The following is a 16534-nucleotide window of genomic DNA, read 5'->3' as shown; positions in this document are numbered from 1 at the left end:
AGCGATCGATCCGGCCTCGGGCAGGACAAAAGTCCTGAAGAAATCTACTTTGTAAAGGCGAGCTCCAGGTGCATTAGACAGATGAGATAAAGCCCCAGTCGGCGGCTGCCGGGGCACCGGCAGCCGCCGACATCGCTGACTAGATCTCGCAGTTGATCTCGGTCTCGGCGGTGCAGGTGTCGATGCCGGCGGCGCCATTGGCGGTATCGATGCCGCCGTTGCCATTCAGGATGTCGTCTCCGGAGCCGCCGTTGAGAGCATCGCGGCCAGGGCCACCGGTCAGGCGGTCGACGCCACTGCCACCCAGTATCGACGATTGCAAGGAGGTCTGATTGTTCACCGAGTCATCGCCACCGATGGTGCTGGCCTCGATGAACAGGATCCCGCTACCGGTCCCGGTACAGTCGACCACGAGGGGGCCTTTCTTGACGCATCCCGCGCCGGCCGTCACCGACGTGTCGACGCCCACGCTGACCTTGCCGGCGAGGCTGGTGATGTTGATGACGTCCTTGCCGGGAGTTCCCACGATGAACACTGTGCTGCCGCTGACGTGGACGGTGATCACGTCCGCGGACGCATGGGCGGGGGAGGTGAAAGCGGCGGTGACCAGGCCGGCCACCAGGGCCGCGCCGCCGACCCGGGTGGTCAGCCAGGAGCGCGGGTGAAGCGAAACGGTCGTCATTACCGTGTCCCTTTCTCTTTCGAATTCTCTGTCTTATACAGGCCGGGCGGGATTTCCGCTGCCGCCGTTCAGGTGCGAAACAGGGGCTGCTTTGTATAGGTGACGGGAACGGAGGAGACGGGTTCGTCGGGTGCGGTGTCCGATCGGCGCCGGGCGACCGCGCGCACATACCCGAGGTGGCTTCCGCGTTCGGCGTTGAGGACGTTGATTTCCGCCTCGTTGTCCGGTGCGATCGCCTGTTGCCATGCCAGCCAGTACGTCCAGCCGTCCGTCATGGTGTCTGCGAGGTCCACAGAGGCGATGCCGCTGCGTTCCCAGTGCCGGTGCCACCAGTGGGCCGAGTGCAGACAGGCCATGCTCGGCTCCCACCAGCCCCGCAGATGCTCGGGGACCGGCCCGTCGATCTCCTGGGTCAGTCCCGCGCCGGCGATGCCGATCTGGCCGCCCGGCCGGACGAACCGGGCCAGATAGTTGAGGTACAGGTCGTCGGTGCCGTAGTAGACGAAGGAGTCGATGCTGACGACGGCATCGAAGAAGCCCGCCGCGAACGGCAGGGATCGGGCGTCGGCGTGGATCGGGAACACCGCGTGGTCGGCGCCGGCGTCGCGGATGCGGTGCAGCCGCTCGTCCGCACCGAACCACAGGTCCGTTGCCCAGACCTGGACGTCGAACTCGCGGTGCAGGAAGATCGATGACGCGCCACGGCCGCAGCCCAGGTCCAGCACCCGCATCCCGGGCTGTAACGTCATCGCCTGGGTGAGCCATTCGGTCAGCCAGAGCGAGTTCGCTCCGCCGCTGACGCCGGAGCGGATCCAGTCGGGGTGGTAGCGCGAGGTTCGCGGGAACAGCGGGGTCGCCAGGGGATCGTCGGGGACGGGTGTCGTTCCCTCTGTTGTGGCCATGCCCCCAAGGGTCGCCGGGTCCGGCCGGCTACGCGTCCGTGCCGGCTACTGATGTTCGCGGGGCGCGTACGTACGCAACTGGGTCCGGTCCGCCGCGCCGGTCTTGGCCAGAAGCCGGCTGACGTGGGTTTCCACCGTGCGTACGGACAGGTGCAGCCGTGCCGCGATCTGCGCGTTGCCCAGCCCTTCGGCCACCAGGGCGAGCACCTCGGCCTCCCGGCCGGTGACCCCGGCCGCGCGTAGTCGAGGCGGCACGCTCGCGCCCCTGTTGCGGCGGGACGGCGCACCGGCCTTCCGCAGGAGGTCTCGGCACTGCCGCGCCAGCGCCTCGTCGCCGTTGAGCTCGTGGCAGGCCAGGTCGGCGCGCAGTCCAGGGATGGGATCGCCCCAGCCCTCGGTCACCGCGGCAGCCCACACCGGCAGCCGCAGCAGTCGATGCCACCACGGATGCGCCTCGAGCGCCGCGTCCCCGCGGGCCAGCGCCTGCGCCGCCTCCTTCGCCCTGCCATCGCGGCCCGCGGCGACGGCATCGGCGTAGAGCAGCGCACCCCGGTTGACCCGCCGGCGGCACACCCGGGTGTGCTGGAACACCGCGCGGGCCTCCTGCGGCTCGTGGCCGGTCACTTCGCGCAGCAGCAACCACAGCCCCCACCAGTGGGTTGGGGCGGCCGAGGCGTGACCGGCCAGGATCGCGGCTCCGTCATCGGCCTGCGTGGCCGCGCCCGGCAGGTCGCCGGTCGCCACCGAGCAGATAGCGCGTACCAGGTCAAGACCGGCCCGCACCTCCCACGGCGCGTTCGGCCGGGCTCCGGCCCGTCGCAGCCATCGCTCCATGCCGTCGCGGTCTCCGGCACCTGCGCGGGCGGCCGCGACGAAGAGCTCGGCGACCGCCTGGACGCTCGTCAGGCGCAGCCGTGCTGACAGCTCGGCACAGCCGCGGGCCACCGGCTCACCCACGCGGGGACCATGCGCCACCAGCGCCAGGTCGGCCACCAGCAAGTCGATCGACGCCAGCTGCCCCAGCAGCCCGGCGGACTCGGCGATCTCGCGGGCCTCGGCCAGCGCCGGCGGGTCGGGCTGCCCACGCTGGACGGCGGCCAGGTGGAACAGGGCCGCCACACGCAGCGGGGTCAGGCCACGCATGGCGGCCACCTGCACCGCCCGCCCGAACGCCGCGCGCGCCGCAGCGGCATCACGTTGGGCCAGGCAGCGCCCCTGCACCAGCAGCGCACCCGCCAGAGACTCGCCGTCGCCGGAGCGTTCGGCCTCGCGGACCGCGTCGGCGGCGAGGGCGCCGGCGCGTTGCGGATCCCCCTCGCCGTAGGCGGCGTCGGCCCGCACGATGGCAAAACGCGGATCGTGCGGCCGGTCGGCCCGCTCGGCGTACTCGATCGCCGCCGCCCGGCGTCCGCCCACCACAGAGCTACGGGCCAGCTGCAGACACAACTCGACGTACTCGTCCCCGGCCGCGGTGTCGATGACCTGTTCCCCAGTACACAATGCCGCTTCCACCTCGCCGGCGAGTGTCAGCAGCCGGACCTGCTCGATGGCCCACGCGACGCGGATCGCACCGGCGGCCTCCACCCGGGCCAGCAGCGCCCGCGCGCTGCGTAACGCCCCTCGTGCGAGATCGTGGCGGGCCAGCCGGAGCAGGATCCGGCCGGCCCGATCATGCTCTCCCACCGCGGCCAGCAGTTCGGCGGCCCGTACGTCAGCCTCACCAACGCCACCACCGTCGAGCAGTTCCGCAGCACGCCGTGCCATCGCGGCCCGCTCCGGCGGCAGCAATCCCGCCAGCACCGCCTCCCGGGTGAGCGAGTGCCGCCAGGTCAGCTCATCGGCCTCGGCGCGCAGCAGATGCACCCGGGTGGCGGCGCGTAGACCCGCCAGCAGCACCGACTCGTCCGCCTGTGCCACCGAGGCCACCACGTCCCAGCCCAGGTCGACCCCCACCACCGCCGCCACATGCAGCAACCGGCGGTGTTCCTCAGCCATGGCCGCCATCCGCTCACCGACGAGCGCCCGCAACGTCGGAGGCACTGCGATGTCGTTCAACGCCTCCTGTGGGGCGGTTGGGTCCACGCCCGTCTCACGCAGTCCCGCCGTCAGCTCCTCCACCAGCAGCGGCAGCCCGTCGCAGCGCTCCACCACAAACGAGGCGGTCGCCGGCGCGAGCGGCATCCCGGCCCGATCGCGGGCCAACTCGGTTACCTGGGCCGCGTTCAGCCGGGCGGGCCTCAGCATCCGCACAGTCGGCCGTCGGCCGATCCGCTCGATCTGATCGGCGGTGGGCGGCTCCTCACGCGCCGTCCCACAGATCATGATTTGCTGGTCGACTACCTGATCGACCAGGTATTCCAGGACCGCCAGCGTGTCCGGGTCGGCCCAATGCAGGTCGTCCAGCACGAGCAGGCATCCACGTCCGGCGCCGACCACGCGCAGCAGCCGCAGCACGCCCTCCCCCACCATCACGGCGGGATCCACCATCGTGTCGGCCCTGTCGGCATAGCCGATCGACCCGAAATCGGGAATGATTCGCCCCAGCGCCGCCCGATACGGCCGCAGCTCGGCGTCCCCCGCGAGCATGGCATCCCGCAACCGCCCGACCAACGCGGTGGCCAGCGCCCGGTATGTGCCGCCCCCCGGCACCGCCCGGCCCGCCAGCACCTCCATGCCCGCCGCCGATGCCCGGGCCGACGCCTCCGCCAGCAACCGCGACTTGCCGATGCCCGCCTCGCCGACGATCATCACGGCCGCACCATGCCCAGCGGCCGAAGCCTCAATGAGCTCCTGGATCGCCGCCAGCTCCTCGGCCCGGCCCACGATTGTGGCTTCTGCGGCCGAGGACGGCCGGTGTCCGGAGGTGTCAGGGTCGGGGGTATCGGTGTCCACGCGGAAAACGGTAGAAGCGCGGGGCCGTCCCGGGTAGAGCGATCGATCCGGCCACGGCGGGCATACCACTGCTGGTCCTCGGGATTGTCCGTGACCGCCATGGGGCCGGCCTGGTTCGGCCCCGTGCCTTCTGATCGGTTAAGGGCCGGGTCGCGACAGGACTGACGACGCCGGGAGGTCCGGCTCCTCGGCCGGTCCCTGGGACGGTTCGGCGGGCCCGCCCGCGTCGAGGGCGCGCCTGCGTTCGACGAGACCGGAGAGCAGGTTCTCCCACCGGGCGCCGATGACGTCGAGGTCGTAGCGGGCGGCGGTCGCCAGCGCGTTGGCGCCCATCTCGCGGCGCAGGTCCTCGTCCTCGATGAGGGTGCAGATGGCGTCGGCCAGCGCGTGGATCTTCTGCGGCTTCACCAGCAGCCCGTCACGGCCGTGGCTGATCATCTCCTTCGGCCCGGTGGGGCAGTCGTAGCTGACGACCGGCAGACCCTTGCTCATCGCCTCCAGGATGACCATCGGCATGCCCTCGTGGCGGGAGCTCAGCACGAACATCGAGGCGTCCGCGAGGACCGCGCCGACGTCGTCGGCCGGGCCTTCGAGGAACACCTGCTCCGTCAGCCCGCGCCTGTCGATGGACGCCTGGAGCTTCTCCAGCCGGGGACCGCCGCCGTGGATCCGCAGCGTCCAGTCCGGGTGCCGCCCGGCGACGTGCGCCCACGCGCGGATGAGCAGGTCGTAGCCCTTGCCCCAGGTCAGGCGGCCCACGCTGACGACGGTCTTGGCGGTGAGGGGCGAGACGCCGCCGTTCAGGCGGGGTGTCGCGTTGGGCACCTGGGCCAGCACGGCCGGGCGCTCCCTGCGGGCCTTGTCGAAGGACCGCTCGTAGGTGCGCAGATCGGCCTGCGTGAGGGTGACGACCGCGTCGTGCCTGCCGTACCGGCGGACGATCTGCTTGCGCACCAGGGGCTGGTGCGAGGACAGGTTCCCGTGCTCCTGGGCGACGGTGATGATCTCCGGGGGTGCGAAGCGCGCGGCGATCAGGTTCAGGCCCGGCCGCGTGCCGATCACGATGCCGCGCCGGCGGGACCGGATGTAGCGGACCAGCTTGAGGTCGGTGCGCAGAGTGAACCAGTGGTAGGCCGCCTCGTCCTTCGGCACGAGCCTGCTGGGGAAGCGGGACAGCAGGCCCTTGCGGCGCGGCAGGCGGTCGTCGAGGTAGCGAACGCGCACCCCGGGCGGGACGGGGAAGGAGGGCTCCGCACGTTCCCGTACGACGCTGACGATCTCGACGTCGTGCGTGCGGGCGAGGTGTCCGGCCAGGTTGAAGACGGTGCGGACGGTGCCGCCCACACCGTTGGCGTGCAGCAGCAGGATGCGGATCTCCTTGCCGTCGGGTGGCGGCGCCGACCTCGCGCGGCGCCGGTCGCGGGCCTCCAGGGCCCTGACCACCATCCTGGCCCCGATTCTGCGTAGAGAAACCACAATCACGCCCCGTCCGTGTCGGTGAAGATCCCCTTTCCCTTTGACGTCACCGGCAGTTCACATGTTGCTGTGATGTGGGTCACGTCCCGCTTTACTGTCCGTAAAGCCGATATATCGTCGTCCGCTTCCTGGGCGCGTCCTCCAGGAGGGTGGGCACCTCGTGCACGCCCACCGGCTCGAACACGCCCTCCGGCAGGTAGGAGCAGGCCCGGTCGGGCACCCCGGTGAGGACCTCGCCCGCGGCCCTGGCCAGGAACGGGGCGACCCGCAGGGCCAGGGGCCTTTCGTAGAAGACGTCTCCGGCGAGCACGACCTCCTGGGGCGGCGCGCCGTCGAGCAGGTCGCCGCCGAGGACCCGTACGGCGACGCCGTTGGCGGCGGCGTTGAGCCGCACGGCCGCCAGCGCGTACGGGTCGACGTCGTTGGCCACGACCAGGGCGGCTCCGGCCAGCGCGGCGGCCACGGCGACCAGCCCGGACCCGGTGGCGAGGTCGAGCACCGTCCGGCCGCGCACGGTCTCGGGATGATCGAGCACGTGGCGCGCGAGCGCCTGCCCGCCGGCCCAGGGGTACGCCCAGAAGGGCAGCCCTCCGGCCCGTTCCCAGATCTCGTACAGCTCGCCGTGCGTCTCGCCGTGCGTCTCGTCGTGTTCCTCGCCGGCATGGGCCAGACACAGACGGATCTCCGGCACGTACGGCACGGCCGCGGGCCTGGTGTGCGTGCGGACGAACGCCTCGGCGTGCAGGTCGTGCCCCATGTCGGGCGATCGTAGCGTCACCCGGACGAAACGCCGCCGGGCCGCGGGCGCGCCCGAACCCCTAAAGGCAACTCATCGTAAATCGCGGTCCTGGAAACGGCTAACGATCTTCATCGTTGGGGACAACGTCGGCACATACCTTGCGTTCTGGGAGTGTTGCGCGATGGCCTGGTCGCAGGACGAAGAGCGGATGCTGGCGATGATCGAGCGGCACCTCACGGACGAGGACCCGAAGCTGGCAGCCAGGCTCGAGTCGTTCAACCACCGTGCCGGTCATCGCGCCGGCCACCGGGCCGGCCAGCGCGCGGGGCGGGGCGCCGCACGGCGCCGGCCGGGCCGCTCCACCTTGATCATCGCGGTGAGCTGGCTGCTCATCGCCACGCTGATCGCGACCCTGCTGGTCATGGCCCTGCGGCACGACGCCGCCGCGTTCCCCGTGTAGTCACAGGGCCTTGAGGAAGCGCGCGGCGACCGGGGCGGCCACGTCGCCGCCCATGCCGCCGGCCTCCACGACGACGGCGAAGGCCAGGTCGCCGCGGTACCCCATGAACCAGGCGTGCGAATCGAGCTTCGGCCCGGTGCCGAACTCGGCGGTCCCCGTCTTGCCCGCCGTGCCCGAGGGCAGCCCCGCCTTGCGGGCGGTGCCCTTGGTGACCACCGCCCGCATCATCGAGCGCAGGCTCTTCACCACCCCGCCGGGCAGCTCCCGGGGAGCCTCGGCCTGCTTGCGGGAGGGCACCAGCGTGGGCGGGCGCCAGGAGCCGTCCGCGACCGCCGCGGCCACGGTCGCCATCACCAGCGGGCTCGCGGTGATCCTGCCCTGGCCGAACGACTCGGCGGCCAGTTCGGCGTCGCTGGTGGCCTTCGGCATGCTGCCGGGCGTCGCCGGGACGCCGATGCGCAGCGGCTGGTTGAATCCCAGCTCCGTCGCCAGGTCGTACAGCTTCTGGGCGCCCAGCTTCTCGGCGGCGAGCGGGGCGAAGGTGGTGTTGCACGAGTGGGCGTAGGAGTCCAGGAACGACAGCGATCCGAAGGCCTCGTGGTCGGAGTTCCGGATCTTCATGCCGCCGACGACCGCCTCCTCCGGGCAGGTCACCCGGCTCGACGGGGTCAGGCCCTCGGCCAGCAGCCCGGCCGCCGTGATCGTCTTGAAGGTGGAGCCGGGGGCGTACTTGCCGTCCAGCGCGCGGTTGAACCCGCCCCTGTTGTTGACGACCGCGAGGATCTCGCCGGTGGAGGGCCGTACGGCGACCAGCGACGCGGGCTTGGGCAGGTCGCGCACCGCGTCGGCGGCGGCCCGCTGCACCTTGAGATCGAGGCTGGTCGCCAGGTCGCGGCCGGGGGAGCCCTTGACCGAGTGCAGGGTCTTGCGGCCCGCGCCCACCGCCTGGATCTCGGTGGTGGGGGTCCCGGCGAGCTGCTTCTGGAAGGTCTCCTGGAGGCCGGCGCGCCCCACGGGGTCGTTCTTCTTGTACGCGCTGCCCAGCTTGCCGAGGTCGTCGTCGCCGGCCTTGTCCAGGTAGCCGACGAGCTGCTGCACCGAGCCGCCCACGTCGCCGCCGTCGATGCGGTCGCCGTTGGCGTCGGTGATCGGGGCCCGCTGCGGCCACGACGTCTTCAGCGCCAGGTGGGTGGTCCCGTCGAGGGCGGGGTGGACCGCGGCCGGCGACCAGTCCACCTTCCAGTAGTGGTCCTTGACGACGAGCCTCAGCGAGCCCTGGTAGGTCCAGTCGCCGACGTCCTTGAGGCTCGTGGTGGCGGTGAACGACGCGGTGGCCCGGTCGTCCTTCGCCTGGCCCGCCCGCACATCCCGTACGGAGACCTTCTCGGCTCCCAGGTTCTTGGTCAGCTCGGCGTACGCGGAGTCGAAGCCGGGTGCGGGGGAGGCGAGCTCGGCCTTCATGGCGGTGAGGTCGCCCCGGGACCAGGCCGAGGTGAAGCGGGCCGCGGTCTCCTGTGGGGTGCCGCGTGTGTGCAGCACGTAGTAGGCCCCTCCCGCGGCGCCCCCCGCCAGCACGACGGCCGCGGCGGCCGAGATCGCGACAGTCCGTCCTCGCGGCACAGGTACCCCCAGTCACGCCCGTGTCCCGGTCGGGACCAGAGCCTAGCGGGGCCGAATCGGGATTCACACTCCCGATTCGCCGGCGCCCTTGACGCTCGCGCCGTACCGGGGCACGTACTCCTGGCCCGACAGGCGCTGGATCGCGGCCATGACCTCGTCGGTCACCCGCCGCCGGTCCCGGGCGCTGCCGGGGTCGCCGGTGAAGGTCATCGGCTCGCCGAACCGCACGCCGATGCGGCGCAGGCGCGGCACCGACGCGCCGGGCGGCAGGACCTTCTCGGTGCCCAGCATGGCCACGGGCACGACCGGCGCGCCGGTGGTGAGCGAGAGCCAGGCCACGCCGATCTTGCCGCGGTAGAGGCGGCCGTCGGGGGAGCGGGTGCCCTCGGGGTAGATGCCGAACAGTTCGCCCGCCTTCAGCACCTCCACGGCGGCGTCGAGCATGTCCTGGGCGGCGGTGACGTTCTCACGGTCGATCTCCACGGCTCCCATCGCCCGCATCCATTCGGCCGCGAGGCGGTTGCCCGTGAAGTACTCCTTCTTGGCCACGAAGCGCACCATGCGGGGCACCAGCGCCGGCATGAAGAACGAGTCGAGCACGGACAGGTGGTTGGAGGCGAGGATCGCGGGCCCGTGTGCGGGGACGTGCTCGCGTCCCTCCATCCGCGGCCGCCACAGCAGGTGCATGACGGGAACGCTGACGGCCTTCAGGGCGGAATAGAGCACGGCCTCTCCTTCTCAGCACCACCGGACTCGGCTCGACGGACATACCCTAGGCCGCCCCGGGTGCCCTTCAGGTGTACGCCCCCTGCAACACACCCTCCCGTGTTTTGTACGGCATCGCCAACACTTCTCTGTACCTACTAGTATGTACAGCATGAGCACACCGGACCGCCTGATCGAGAGCACGCGCGAGCTGTTGTGGGAGCGCGGCTACGTCGGGACCAGCCCGCGGGCCATCCAGCAGCGCGCGGGGGCGGGCCAGGGCAGCATGTATCACCACTTCTCCGGCAAGCCGGACCTCGCGCTCGCCGCGATCGGCCGTACCGCGGGGGAGATGCGGGCCGGGGTGGAGGAGATCCTGTCCGGGCCGGGCACGGCCGCCGAGCGGGTCTCCGCCTACCTGCGGCGGGAGCGGGAGGTGCTGCGGGGCTGCCCGATCGGCAGGCTGACCCAGGACCCCGAGGTGATGGCCGACCCGATGCTGCGGGGGCCGGTCGAGGAGACCTTCGCCTGGCTGCGGGACCGGCTCGCGGCGGTGCTGGCCGAAGGACGGGAGCGCGGCGAGACCGGCGCCGGACTCGACCCCGCCGCCACCGCGTCCGCCGTCGTGGCCGTGCTGCAGGGCGGATACGTCCTGGCCCGCGCGGCGGCCTCGCCCGAGCCGTTCCACCAGGCCGTCGACGGGCTGCTCGCCCTGCTGTCCCGGTCCTGACCCTCCAGTTCCCGATCTTCCTGAGGAGCCCCGGCGTGTACGCCATGCAGTACGACATCACCCTGCCCGCCGACTACGACATGACGACCATCCGGGAGCGGGTCGCGACGCGAGGGCACGCCCTCGACGACCGGGCTGGGCTCGGCCTCAAGGCCTACCTGATCCGCGAGCGGGGCGCGGCGGGGTCGCCGGTCAACCAGTACGCCCCGTTCTACCTGTGGCACGACGCCGGGCGGATGGGGGAGTTCCTGGTCGGCGGTGGCGGCTTCCAGGGGATAGTCGCCGACTTCGGGCGCCCGGCGGTGCGGCAGTGGACCGGCCTCGCCGTCGAACCCGGCCCGGCGCGGGGAACGGCTCCGCGGGCGGCCTCCCGCCTGCTCACCCCGCTGCCCGAGGCCGCCGATCTGACGGCGTGCGTCGCGGAGGCTCTGGCCGGCCTGCGTGCGCTGGGCGGCTCTGCGGGCCTGCACACCGCCGCCCTGGCCCTCGATCCCGGTAGCTGGCGGCTGATGACGTTCGCGCTGTGGGAGCGGGAGGCGGCGGGCGCCCACGGCGACGCCGAGCGCTACGAGGTGCTGCACGTGTCCACGCCCGGCCTGGCGCTCCTGCCGGAGGGCCGGGCCTGGTGAGAGGCGTACGGACAAGGCGTGCGGACAACACGACGGCCCCGCGAGACAGGGTCTCGCGGGGCGTCCGCGTCGAGGGCCGATGTGGCGGTCGCCTCCTCGGCGGAATGCACAACACGGCTCCAGCCGAACGGTATTCCGTGAAGGCGGTGTTTGCGGCCCGGGGGACACAAACCACATCGGCCACAACCGACTCTAGCCGACGCCGGCCCCTGCTTTCTCCCGCCCCCTATCCTCGGGAGGTGACAAGTTCGATCAAACACCCCATCAGAACCGACAGGCTGGTGCTGCGGCGCTGGCGTGAGGAGGACAAGGAGCCCTTCGCGGCGCTGAACGCCGACCCGGTCGTCATGGAGCACTTCCCGGCCACGCTCACCCGCGAGGAGAGCGACACGTTCGTCGAGCGCATCGAAGCGGCGTTCGACGAACGCGGGTTCGGTCTGTGGGCGGTCGAGGCGGACGGCGTGTTCATCGGCTTCACCGGGCTGCAGGTGCCGAGGTTCGCCGCGCACTTCACCCCGTGCGTGGAGATCGGCTGGCGGCTCGCCAGATCCGCCTGGGGGCACGGGTACGCCACCGAGGCCGCGCGGGCGTCGCTGGAGCACGGGTTCGGCACGCTCGGCCTGACCGAGGTCGTCTCGTTCACGGCGGTGCCGAACCTCCGCTCGCAGGCCGTGATGCGGCGTCTCGGGATGACCCGCGACCCTGGTGAAGACTTCGATCACCCGGTGCTCCCCGAGGGGCATCCGCTGCGCCGTCACGTGCTCTACCGCGCACGAAGACCAGCGTGCTGAGCAGGGCGAATACCGCGATCACCGACGCGCCGGCGAACGCCGCTTGTCGCAACCGCCGCCCGCACAGGGCTCAGAACCTGTAGCGGAGAACGCGTGCCCCTTGCCGCGACAAGGCCGTGCTGCGGGCGGTGAGACGGGTCAGCGCGCGTAGGGGTTGCGGGAACCGGGCTGTTTCCGGTGCGCGGGTGAGGATCTGCTCCTCGATCAGTTCGAGGCCGGCGTCCCAGGACTCTGGCTCGTGTGGGTCGTCGAAGCCCTGGGCGGCTTTGATGCCGAGTGCCTTGATGGTCGGGTGGTACTTCATGGCCCAGGCCGCGAAGCGGGTGTAGCCGTTGAGCGCGAGCTCGCCCGAAGGGAAATGGCCGGTCAGCGCGCGGGTCATCGTCTGGAAGGAGTCGCCGGGCATGAAGGGGAGCAAGCCTTCGGCGACGATCACCGCAGGCCGGTCGCCGGGGATGGCTGTAAGCCAGCCGGAGCTGGTGAGGTCGGCTCCGACCAGGTGGGAACGTCCGGGCAGACATTCGGCCCGCAGGTGCACCACTTCCGGGAAGTCGATGTCGTACCAGTCGACGCCGGGTGGGGGATCACAGCGGAACATCCGGGTGTCCAGGCCGCAGCCCAGGTCGAGCACCACGCATCTGGGATGAGCGGCGATGTAGGCGCGGACGACGCCGTCGAGCTTCTTGGCGCGCAGTGCCGTGGTGAGGACGAGGCTGGGCTTGACCTTCAGCTTGCCGAAGTCGTAATCGATGGTGCCGGCCAGGTCGGCGGAGAGCGTATCGCCGAGGATCGGGCTGGGCTGCCCGGCGTCCAGGGCTCTGGCGTGGAGAGTGAGCAGCAGCGTTTCCTGGATCAGCCCGAGTTTGGGTTGCCAGTGGTGCATGGGGATTCCTTAACGGCGTAGCGGATGGCGGGCCGCGAGGTTCTGCAGCCACGTCAGGGAGTCGTGGGCGGCCTTGATGCGCTCGGTGCGGTGTCCCTCGCCGCCCACGAGGTCGAGCCCTTCGTCGGCGATCTCGCCGAACGCGCTCAGGCTTTCGAGCTTGCGCTGGATGACCTTCTGCCAGGCGTCGTCTTCGATGCGGTAGTAGGAGGTGCGATCCCCGGGCTTCCTCACCTTCTTGACCAGGCCGATGGCCGTGAGGAAGCGCATGTTCGAGGTGAGCGAGGCCCGGCTGGCCTGGATGACCTCCGCGATCTGGCCGGCGGACTGCTCGGCCGGGTCGCAGATCATGAGCCAGCCGAGGATGCGTCCGGTGATGGGCGGCAGCCCCCACTCCTCGACGCAGAAGGCCGCCACCCGTTCCACCCAGCGGAGCAGCCGGTCCTGCTGTTTCTCAGTGCTCATCGTCGCATGCTCCGTTGTCGATCGTGTGCCGGTTCACGTCGGCTAGTCGTTTCAATAGTGACTGAAATAACTAGCAACGTCAATCTGGGAAGGCGTACGCGGACTGATTTGCCGGTTCGGCAATAAGATTTGCGCCACTGCCGTGTCCGTCCGCACGATGAGGGGCATGACGCACGGATTCGACAAGGACTATTGGGAGCGGCACTGGCAGCGGGGGCGGGACGGAGGCCCGGGTTCCATGGGCGGCAACCCGCCGAATCCGTACCTTGCCCGTGAGATCGGCGGCCTGGGACCGGGCACGGCGCTGGACGCGGGATGCGGCGGCGGCGCCGAGGCGATCTGGCTCGCCTCCCACGGCTGGGAGGTCACCGCGGCCGACATCTCGTCCGAGGCGCTCGCCCGCGCCGCCGAGCGCGCGGCGGCGAACGGGGTGGCGAGCGGTGTGCGCGAACGCGTGCGGTGGGTCGAGGCGGACCTGGGCGTCTGGAGCCCGGACACGCGGTACGACCTGGTCATGACCCACTACGCCCATCCGGCGATGCCGCAGCTCGAGTTCTACGACCGCATCGCCGGATGGGTGGCTCCCGGCGGCACGCTGCTCATCGTGGGGCACCTGCACACCACCGACTCCGGCGGTCACGGGCACCACAGTCACGGGCATCACGGGCATCACGGGCACGGGCATCATCCGCCGGCCGAGGCGTCGGTCACCTCGGCGGCCGTCGCCGCGCGCCTGGACGGCACGGAGTGGGAGATCGTCACCGCCGAGGAGCACGTGCGTACGCTCTCGGGCGACGGCGGCCGGGAAGTCCCTCTGTACGACGTCGTCGTGCGCGCCACCCGCCGTGGGTGACCGCGCTCAGCTCGGGGCGCCGGGGACGCGGAGCCGGTCGACGGCCTCGCGGCGGCGGCGCTCGGGCCGCCGGTCGTACCGGGCGGTGGTGGCGGGGGAGGCGTGGCCGACCAGGGCCTGGGCGGTGGCGAGGTCGACTCCGGCGTCGAGGAGTTCGCCGATGAACGTGCGCCGGAAGTCGTGCGGGGTGCGGGGAGAGGCCCCGGCGGCGGCCAGGCGCCGCGAGACGATGTCGGCGATGGCCTGGCCGGTCATGTGGGCCATGCGCAGCCGCCCGGCCTTGTTGATCGGGCAGAACAGCGGTCCGGCCGACCGGCCGCGTACGGCGAGCCACAGGTTCAGGCGTTCGACGGCCTGCGGGGTCAGGTAGACGAGCCGCTCCTTGTCGCCCTTGCCGCGCACTCGCATGGAACGGGCGTGCGGGTCGAAATCGGCCAGCCTGAGCCCGGCGATCTCGGCGCGGCGGCAGCCACTGGAATACAGCGCCGCCAGCATGGCGCCGTCCCGGCGGCCGGCGGGGGAGTGGTCCTCGTCGCACACCTCCAGCGCGGCCGCGAGCGCCTCGGCCTCGACGTGCCGTCCCGCCGGAACGCGCGTGTGCTTGTAGGCGGGCAGGTCGGCGGCGCGCTGGTAGTCCTCGCCGCTCATCAGGCCGAGCCGCCAGGCCTCCTTGAGCACGCGCCGCAGCGCCACCAGGTGCTTGTTGACGTGCGAGGGGGACCACCCCTGCTCGCGCATCAGCGTGCGGAGGCGGACCGTGTGCTCGTAGCGCAGCAGCTCCCAGGGCTGCCCGGCCCCGGTGGCCTCGGGGTCGCCGGTGACGAGGCGGGCGATGCGGTCGAGGCAGCCCTTCATCGTGCGCCGGGACTCCGGGCTCTGCAGCGCGCCGAGATACACCTCGTACGGATCGGGTGTGGAGGGTGCGGGGACACTCCGCTCGGGAACCGCGGGGATGCTCATCGAGCCCGATCCTACTATGAATCTACAATGTAAAGGCGCTCGGATTTTGGCACACCCAGCGAGCACCAGCATCAAAAACCCCCCGACAGGAGAATCGCTTCGGAAAAACTCGTGCCGCGTGTCGAGAATGTGGCGTCGGCTCCGTCCCAGGGGCATGAGTGGCCGAACGGGCCGCCGACGACGAAGGGGAAGCACGATGAAATACCTGATCCTGAAGCACTACCGCGGCGGCCCGGCTCCCGTCGTCGACTACGGGTCGATAGACCGGTGGACGCCGGAGGAGGTCGACGCGCACGTGCAGTTCATGCGCGACTTCGCCGCCCGCCTGGAGGAGACGGGCGAGTTCGTCGACGGCCAGGCGCTGTCGCCCCAGGGCGCGTTCGTGCGGTACGACGGCGAGGGGCGCCCGCCGGTGACCGACGGTCCGTTCGCCGAGACGAAGGACCTCATCGCCGGATGGATGATCATCGACGTGGAGTCGTGGGACCGCGCGGTCCAGCTGGCGGGGGAGCTGTCCGCCGCTCCCGGGCCCCGCGGCGAGCCGATCCACGAGTGGCTCGAGGTCCGGCCGTTCCTCGCCGAGCCGCCCACGGTCACCGAGTGAACGAGTCGCTGCTGCGGGAGCTCGTGCCCGCGGTGATCGGTGTCCTCGTCCGGCGCGGAGCCGACTTCACCTCGGCCGAGGACGCCGTGCAGGATGCCCTGATCCGGGCGCTGGCGACCTGGCCGGACGACCCACCGCGTGATTCGAAGGCGTGGCTCGTCACGGTCGCCTGGCACAGGTTCCTCGACGCCGTGCGTGCCGAGGCGTCGCGGCGGGGGCGGGAGGTGGCCGTACAGGCCGAGCCTCCCGCCGGTCCGGCGCCCGCCACGGACGACACGCTGCGGCTCTACTTCCTGTGCGCGCACTCCACCCTGCCGCCGGCCTCGGCCGTCGCGCTGACGCTGCGCGCGGTCGGCGGCCTGACCACCCGGCAGATCGCGGCGGCGTACCTCGTCCCCGAGGCGACCATGGCGCAGCGGATCAGCCGGGCCAAGCGGAAGATCGCGGGGCTGCCGCTCGACCAGCCCGGCGATCTCGGCACTGTGCTGCGGGTGCTCTACCTCGTCTTCAACGAGGGGTACGGAGGGAGCGTCGACCTGGCGGCCGAGGCGATCCGGCTCACCCGGCAGCTCGCCGCCCTGACCGACGAGCCCGAGGTCGCGGGGCTGCTCGCGCTCATGCTGCTGCACCACGCGCGCCGTACGTCTCGGACCGGCCCGGGAGGCCGCCTGGTGCCGCTCGCCGAGCAGGACCGATCGCGCTGGGACACCGGCCTGATCGCCGAGGGGGTGACGATCCTGCAGACCGCGCTGGCCCGTGACCGGCTGGGCGAATACCAGGCGCAGGCCGCGATCGCCGCGCTGCACGCGGACGCCCGCAGCGCCTCCGAGACCGACTGGGTGCAGATCGTGGAGTGGTACGACGAACTGCTGCTCCTCACCGGCAGCCCGGTGGTGCGGCTCAACCGGGCGGTGGCGGTGGGGGAGGCGGACGGACCACAGGCCGGCCTGGCGGCGCTGGCCGGGGTGGACCCCGGCCTGCCCCGGTACACCGCGGTGACGGCGTACCTGCACGAACGCGCCGGCGACCTCGCCCGAGCGGCGGAGCTGTACGCCGAGGCGTCCCGTGCCGCCGCCAGCGTGCCGGAGCGCGACCACCTCACCCGGGAGGCCGCGCGGGTACGGCAACTGCTGAAGGTGTGAG

Annotated in this window: 17 protein-coding genes; 7 read left to right on the top strand and 10 right to left on the bottom strand. The window is 71.6% G+C overall.

The window, feature by feature from the left end:
• Positions 1-139: 139 nt before the first annotated feature.
• From HHX40_RS14880 to HHX40_RS14860, 5 genes are all read right to left on the bottom strand, one after another.
• A complete protein-coding gene (locus HHX40_RS14880) occupies positions 140-682 on the bottom strand; it encodes a calcium-binding protein (protein WP_182881055.1) in 543 nt (180 codons plus the stop codon).
• A 68-nt stretch (positions 683-750) separates the two neighbouring features.
• Positions 751-1584, bottom strand: a complete 834-nt coding sequence (locus HHX40_RS14875) for an SAM-dependent methyltransferase (RefSeq protein ID WP_182881054.1) — start codon at positions 1582-1584, stop codon at positions 751-753.
• A gap of 45 nt (positions 1585-1629) precedes the next feature.
• Positions 1630-4476: an ATP-binding protein gene (locus tag HHX40_RS37710; RefSeq protein WP_182881053.1), complete on the bottom strand. Its 2847-nt coding sequence runs from the start codon at positions 4474-4476 to the stop codon at positions 1630-1632.
• A gap of 138 nt (positions 4477-4614) precedes the next feature.
• The gene (locus tag HHX40_RS14865) at positions 4615-5922 is read right to left on the bottom strand and encodes a glycosyltransferase family 4 protein (protein ID WP_182881052.1); all 1308 of its coding nucleotides are present in this window, start codon (positions 5920-5922) and stop codon (positions 4615-4617) included.
• A 121-nt stretch (positions 5923-6043) separates the two neighbouring features.
• Positions 6044-6709, bottom strand: a complete 666-nt coding sequence (locus HHX40_RS14860) for a class I SAM-dependent methyltransferase (RefSeq protein ID WP_182881051.1) — start codon at positions 6707-6709, stop codon at positions 6044-6046.
• Positions 6710-6872: 163 nt separating this feature from the next.
• Here HHX40_RS14860 and HHX40_RS14855 point away from each other — a divergent pair, with 163 nt between their 5' ends.
• Positions 6873-7151, top strand: a complete 279-nt coding sequence (locus HHX40_RS14855) for a DUF3040 domain-containing protein (protein ID WP_111698552.1) — start codon at positions 6873-6875, stop codon at positions 7149-7151.
• Here HHX40_RS14855 and HHX40_RS14850 read toward each other — a convergent pair whose 3' ends face one another.
• Positions 7152-8771 (bottom strand): penicillin-binding transpeptidase domain-containing protein, encoded by a 1620-nt coding sequence (locus HHX40_RS14850; RefSeq protein WP_182881050.1) that lies wholly within the window; start codon positions 8769-8771, stop codon positions 7152-7154.
• A 63-nt stretch (positions 8772-8834) separates the two neighbouring features.
• Positions 8835-9458 (bottom strand): lysophospholipid acyltransferase family protein, encoded by a 624-nt coding sequence (locus tag HHX40_RS14845; RefSeq protein ID WP_182881278.1) that lies wholly within the window; start codon positions 9456-9458, stop codon positions 8835-8837.
• Positions 9459-9648: 190 nt separating this feature from the next.
• Between HHX40_RS14845 and HHX40_RS14840 the strand changes: the two genes are divergently transcribed.
• From HHX40_RS14840 to HHX40_RS14830, 3 genes are all read left to right on the top strand, one after another.
• Positions 9649-10206: a TetR/AcrR family transcriptional regulator gene (locus HHX40_RS14840; protein WP_111698707.1), complete on the top strand. Its 558-nt coding sequence runs from the start codon at positions 9649-9651 to the stop codon at positions 10204-10206.
• Between the two features lie 44 nt (positions 10207-10250).
• Positions 10251-10835, top strand: coding sequence for a DUF4865 family protein (locus tag HHX40_RS14835; protein ID WP_220499179.1), 585 nt, complete (start codon positions 10251-10253; stop codon positions 10833-10835).
• A 239-nt stretch (positions 10836-11074) separates the two neighbouring features.
• Positions 11075-11626, top strand: a complete 552-nt coding sequence (locus tag HHX40_RS14830; RefSeq protein ID WP_310738109.1) for a GNAT family N-acetyltransferase — start codon at positions 11075-11077, stop codon at positions 11624-11626.
• A gap of 70 nt (positions 11627-11696) precedes the next feature.
• Here HHX40_RS14830 and HHX40_RS14825 read toward each other — a convergent pair whose 3' ends face one another.
• Both HHX40_RS14825 and HHX40_RS14820 read right to left on the bottom strand, forming a co-directional pair.
• On the bottom strand, positions 11697-12509 hold the full coding sequence (locus tag HHX40_RS14825; protein ID WP_182881047.1) for a class I SAM-dependent methyltransferase: 813 nt from the start codon (positions 12507-12509) through the stop codon (positions 11697-11699).
• Positions 12510-12518: 9 nt separating this feature from the next.
• Positions 12519-12974 carry a GbsR/MarR family transcriptional regulator gene (locus HHX40_RS14820; protein WP_182881046.1) on the bottom strand — a complete coding sequence of 152 codons (456 nt, stop codon included), beginning with the start codon at positions 12972-12974 and terminating at the stop codon, positions 12519-12521.
• Between the two features lie 166 nt (positions 12975-13140).
• Between HHX40_RS14820 and HHX40_RS14815 the strand changes: the two genes are divergently transcribed.
• Positions 13141-13827: a class I SAM-dependent methyltransferase gene (locus tag HHX40_RS14815; protein WP_182881045.1), complete on the top strand. Its 687-nt coding sequence runs from the start codon at positions 13141-13143 to the stop codon at positions 13825-13827.
• 6 nt (positions 13828-13833) lie between these two features.
• Here HHX40_RS14815 and HHX40_RS14810 read toward each other — a convergent pair whose 3' ends face one another.
• Complete coding sequence (locus HHX40_RS14810; RefSeq protein WP_182881044.1) at positions 13834-14787, bottom strand: tyrosine-type recombinase/integrase; 954 nt, start codon at positions 14785-14787, stop codon at positions 13834-13836.
• Between the two features lie 196 nt (positions 14788-14983).
• On the opposite strand from HHX40_RS14810, the gene HHX40_RS14805 reads away from it, so the two are divergent.
• The gene (locus HHX40_RS14805; RefSeq protein WP_182881043.1) at positions 14984-15391 is read left to right on the top strand and encodes a YciI family protein; all 408 of its coding nucleotides are present in this window, start codon (positions 14984-14986) and stop codon (positions 15389-15391) included.
• Complete coding sequence (locus HHX40_RS14800; protein WP_182881042.1) at positions 15388-16533, top strand: RNA polymerase sigma factor; 1146 nt, start codon at positions 15388-15390, stop codon at positions 16531-16533. Before HHX40_RS14805 ends, HHX40_RS14800 begins: the two co-directional genes overlap by 4 nt.
• Position 16534: the final 1 nt, after the last annotated feature.

It is taken from the genome of Microbispora sp. H10949, assembly GCF_014161435.1.
GTDB lineage: Bacteria > Actinomycetota > Actinomycetes > Streptosporangiales > Streptosporangiaceae > Microbispora > Microbispora triticiradicis.
The sequence above is the reverse complement of the archived record's forward strand: the minus strand, read 5'-3'. Positions and strand labels throughout refer to the sequence as shown.

What these genes read in the sequence shown, in the direction of transcription:
- HHX40_RS14880 (WP_182881055.1), bottom strand. Translation starts at nt 682, where the DNA reads ATGACGACCGTTTCGCTTCACCCGCGCTCCTGGCTGACCACCCGGGTC.
- HHX40_RS14875 (WP_182881054.1), bottom strand. Translation starts at nt 1,584, where the DNA reads ATGGCCACAACAGAGGGAACGACACCCGTCCCCGACGATCCCCTGGCG.
- HHX40_RS14865 (WP_182881052.1), bottom strand. Translation starts at nt 5,922, where the DNA reads ATGGTGGTCAGGGCCCTGGAGGCCCGCGACCGGCGCCGCGCGAGGTCG.
- HHX40_RS14860 (WP_182881051.1), bottom strand. Translation starts at nt 6,709, where the DNA reads ATGGGGCACGACCTGCACGCCGAGGCGTTCGTCCGCACGCACACCAGG.
- HHX40_RS14855 (WP_111698552.1), top strand. Translation starts at nt 6,873, where the DNA reads ATGGCCTGGTCGCAGGACGAAGAGCGGATGCTGGCGATGATCGAGCGG.
- HHX40_RS14845 (WP_182881278.1), bottom strand. Translation starts at nt 9,458, where the DNA reads ATGCACCTGCTGTGGCGGCCGCGGATGGAGGGACGCGAGCACGTCCCC.
- HHX40_RS14840 (WP_111698707.1), top strand. Translation starts at nt 9,649, where the DNA reads ATGAGCACACCGGACCGCCTGATCGAGAGCACGCGCGAGCTGTTGTGG.
- HHX40_RS14835 (WP_220499179.1), top strand. Translation starts at nt 10,251, where the DNA reads ATGCAGTACGACATCACCCTGCCCGCCGACTACGACATGACGACCATC.
- HHX40_RS14825 (WP_182881047.1), bottom strand. Translation starts at nt 12,509, where the DNA reads ATGCACCACTGGCAACCCAAACTCGGGCTGATCCAGGAAACGCTGCTG.
- HHX40_RS14820 (WP_182881046.1), bottom strand. Translation starts at nt 12,974, where the DNA reads ATGAGCACTGAGAAACAGCAGGACCGGCTGCTCCGCTGGGTGGAACGG.
- HHX40_RS14815 (WP_182881045.1), top strand. Translation starts at nt 13,141, where the DNA reads ATGACGCACGGATTCGACAAGGACTATTGGGAGCGGCACTGGCAGCGG.
- HHX40_RS14810 (WP_182881044.1), bottom strand. Translation starts at nt 14,787, where the DNA reads ATGAGCATCCCCGCGGTTCCCGAGCGGAGTGTCCCCGCACCCTCCACA.
- HHX40_RS14805 (WP_182881043.1), top strand. Translation starts at nt 14,984, where the DNA reads ATGAAATACCTGATCCTGAAGCACTACCGCGGCGGCCCGGCTCCCGTC.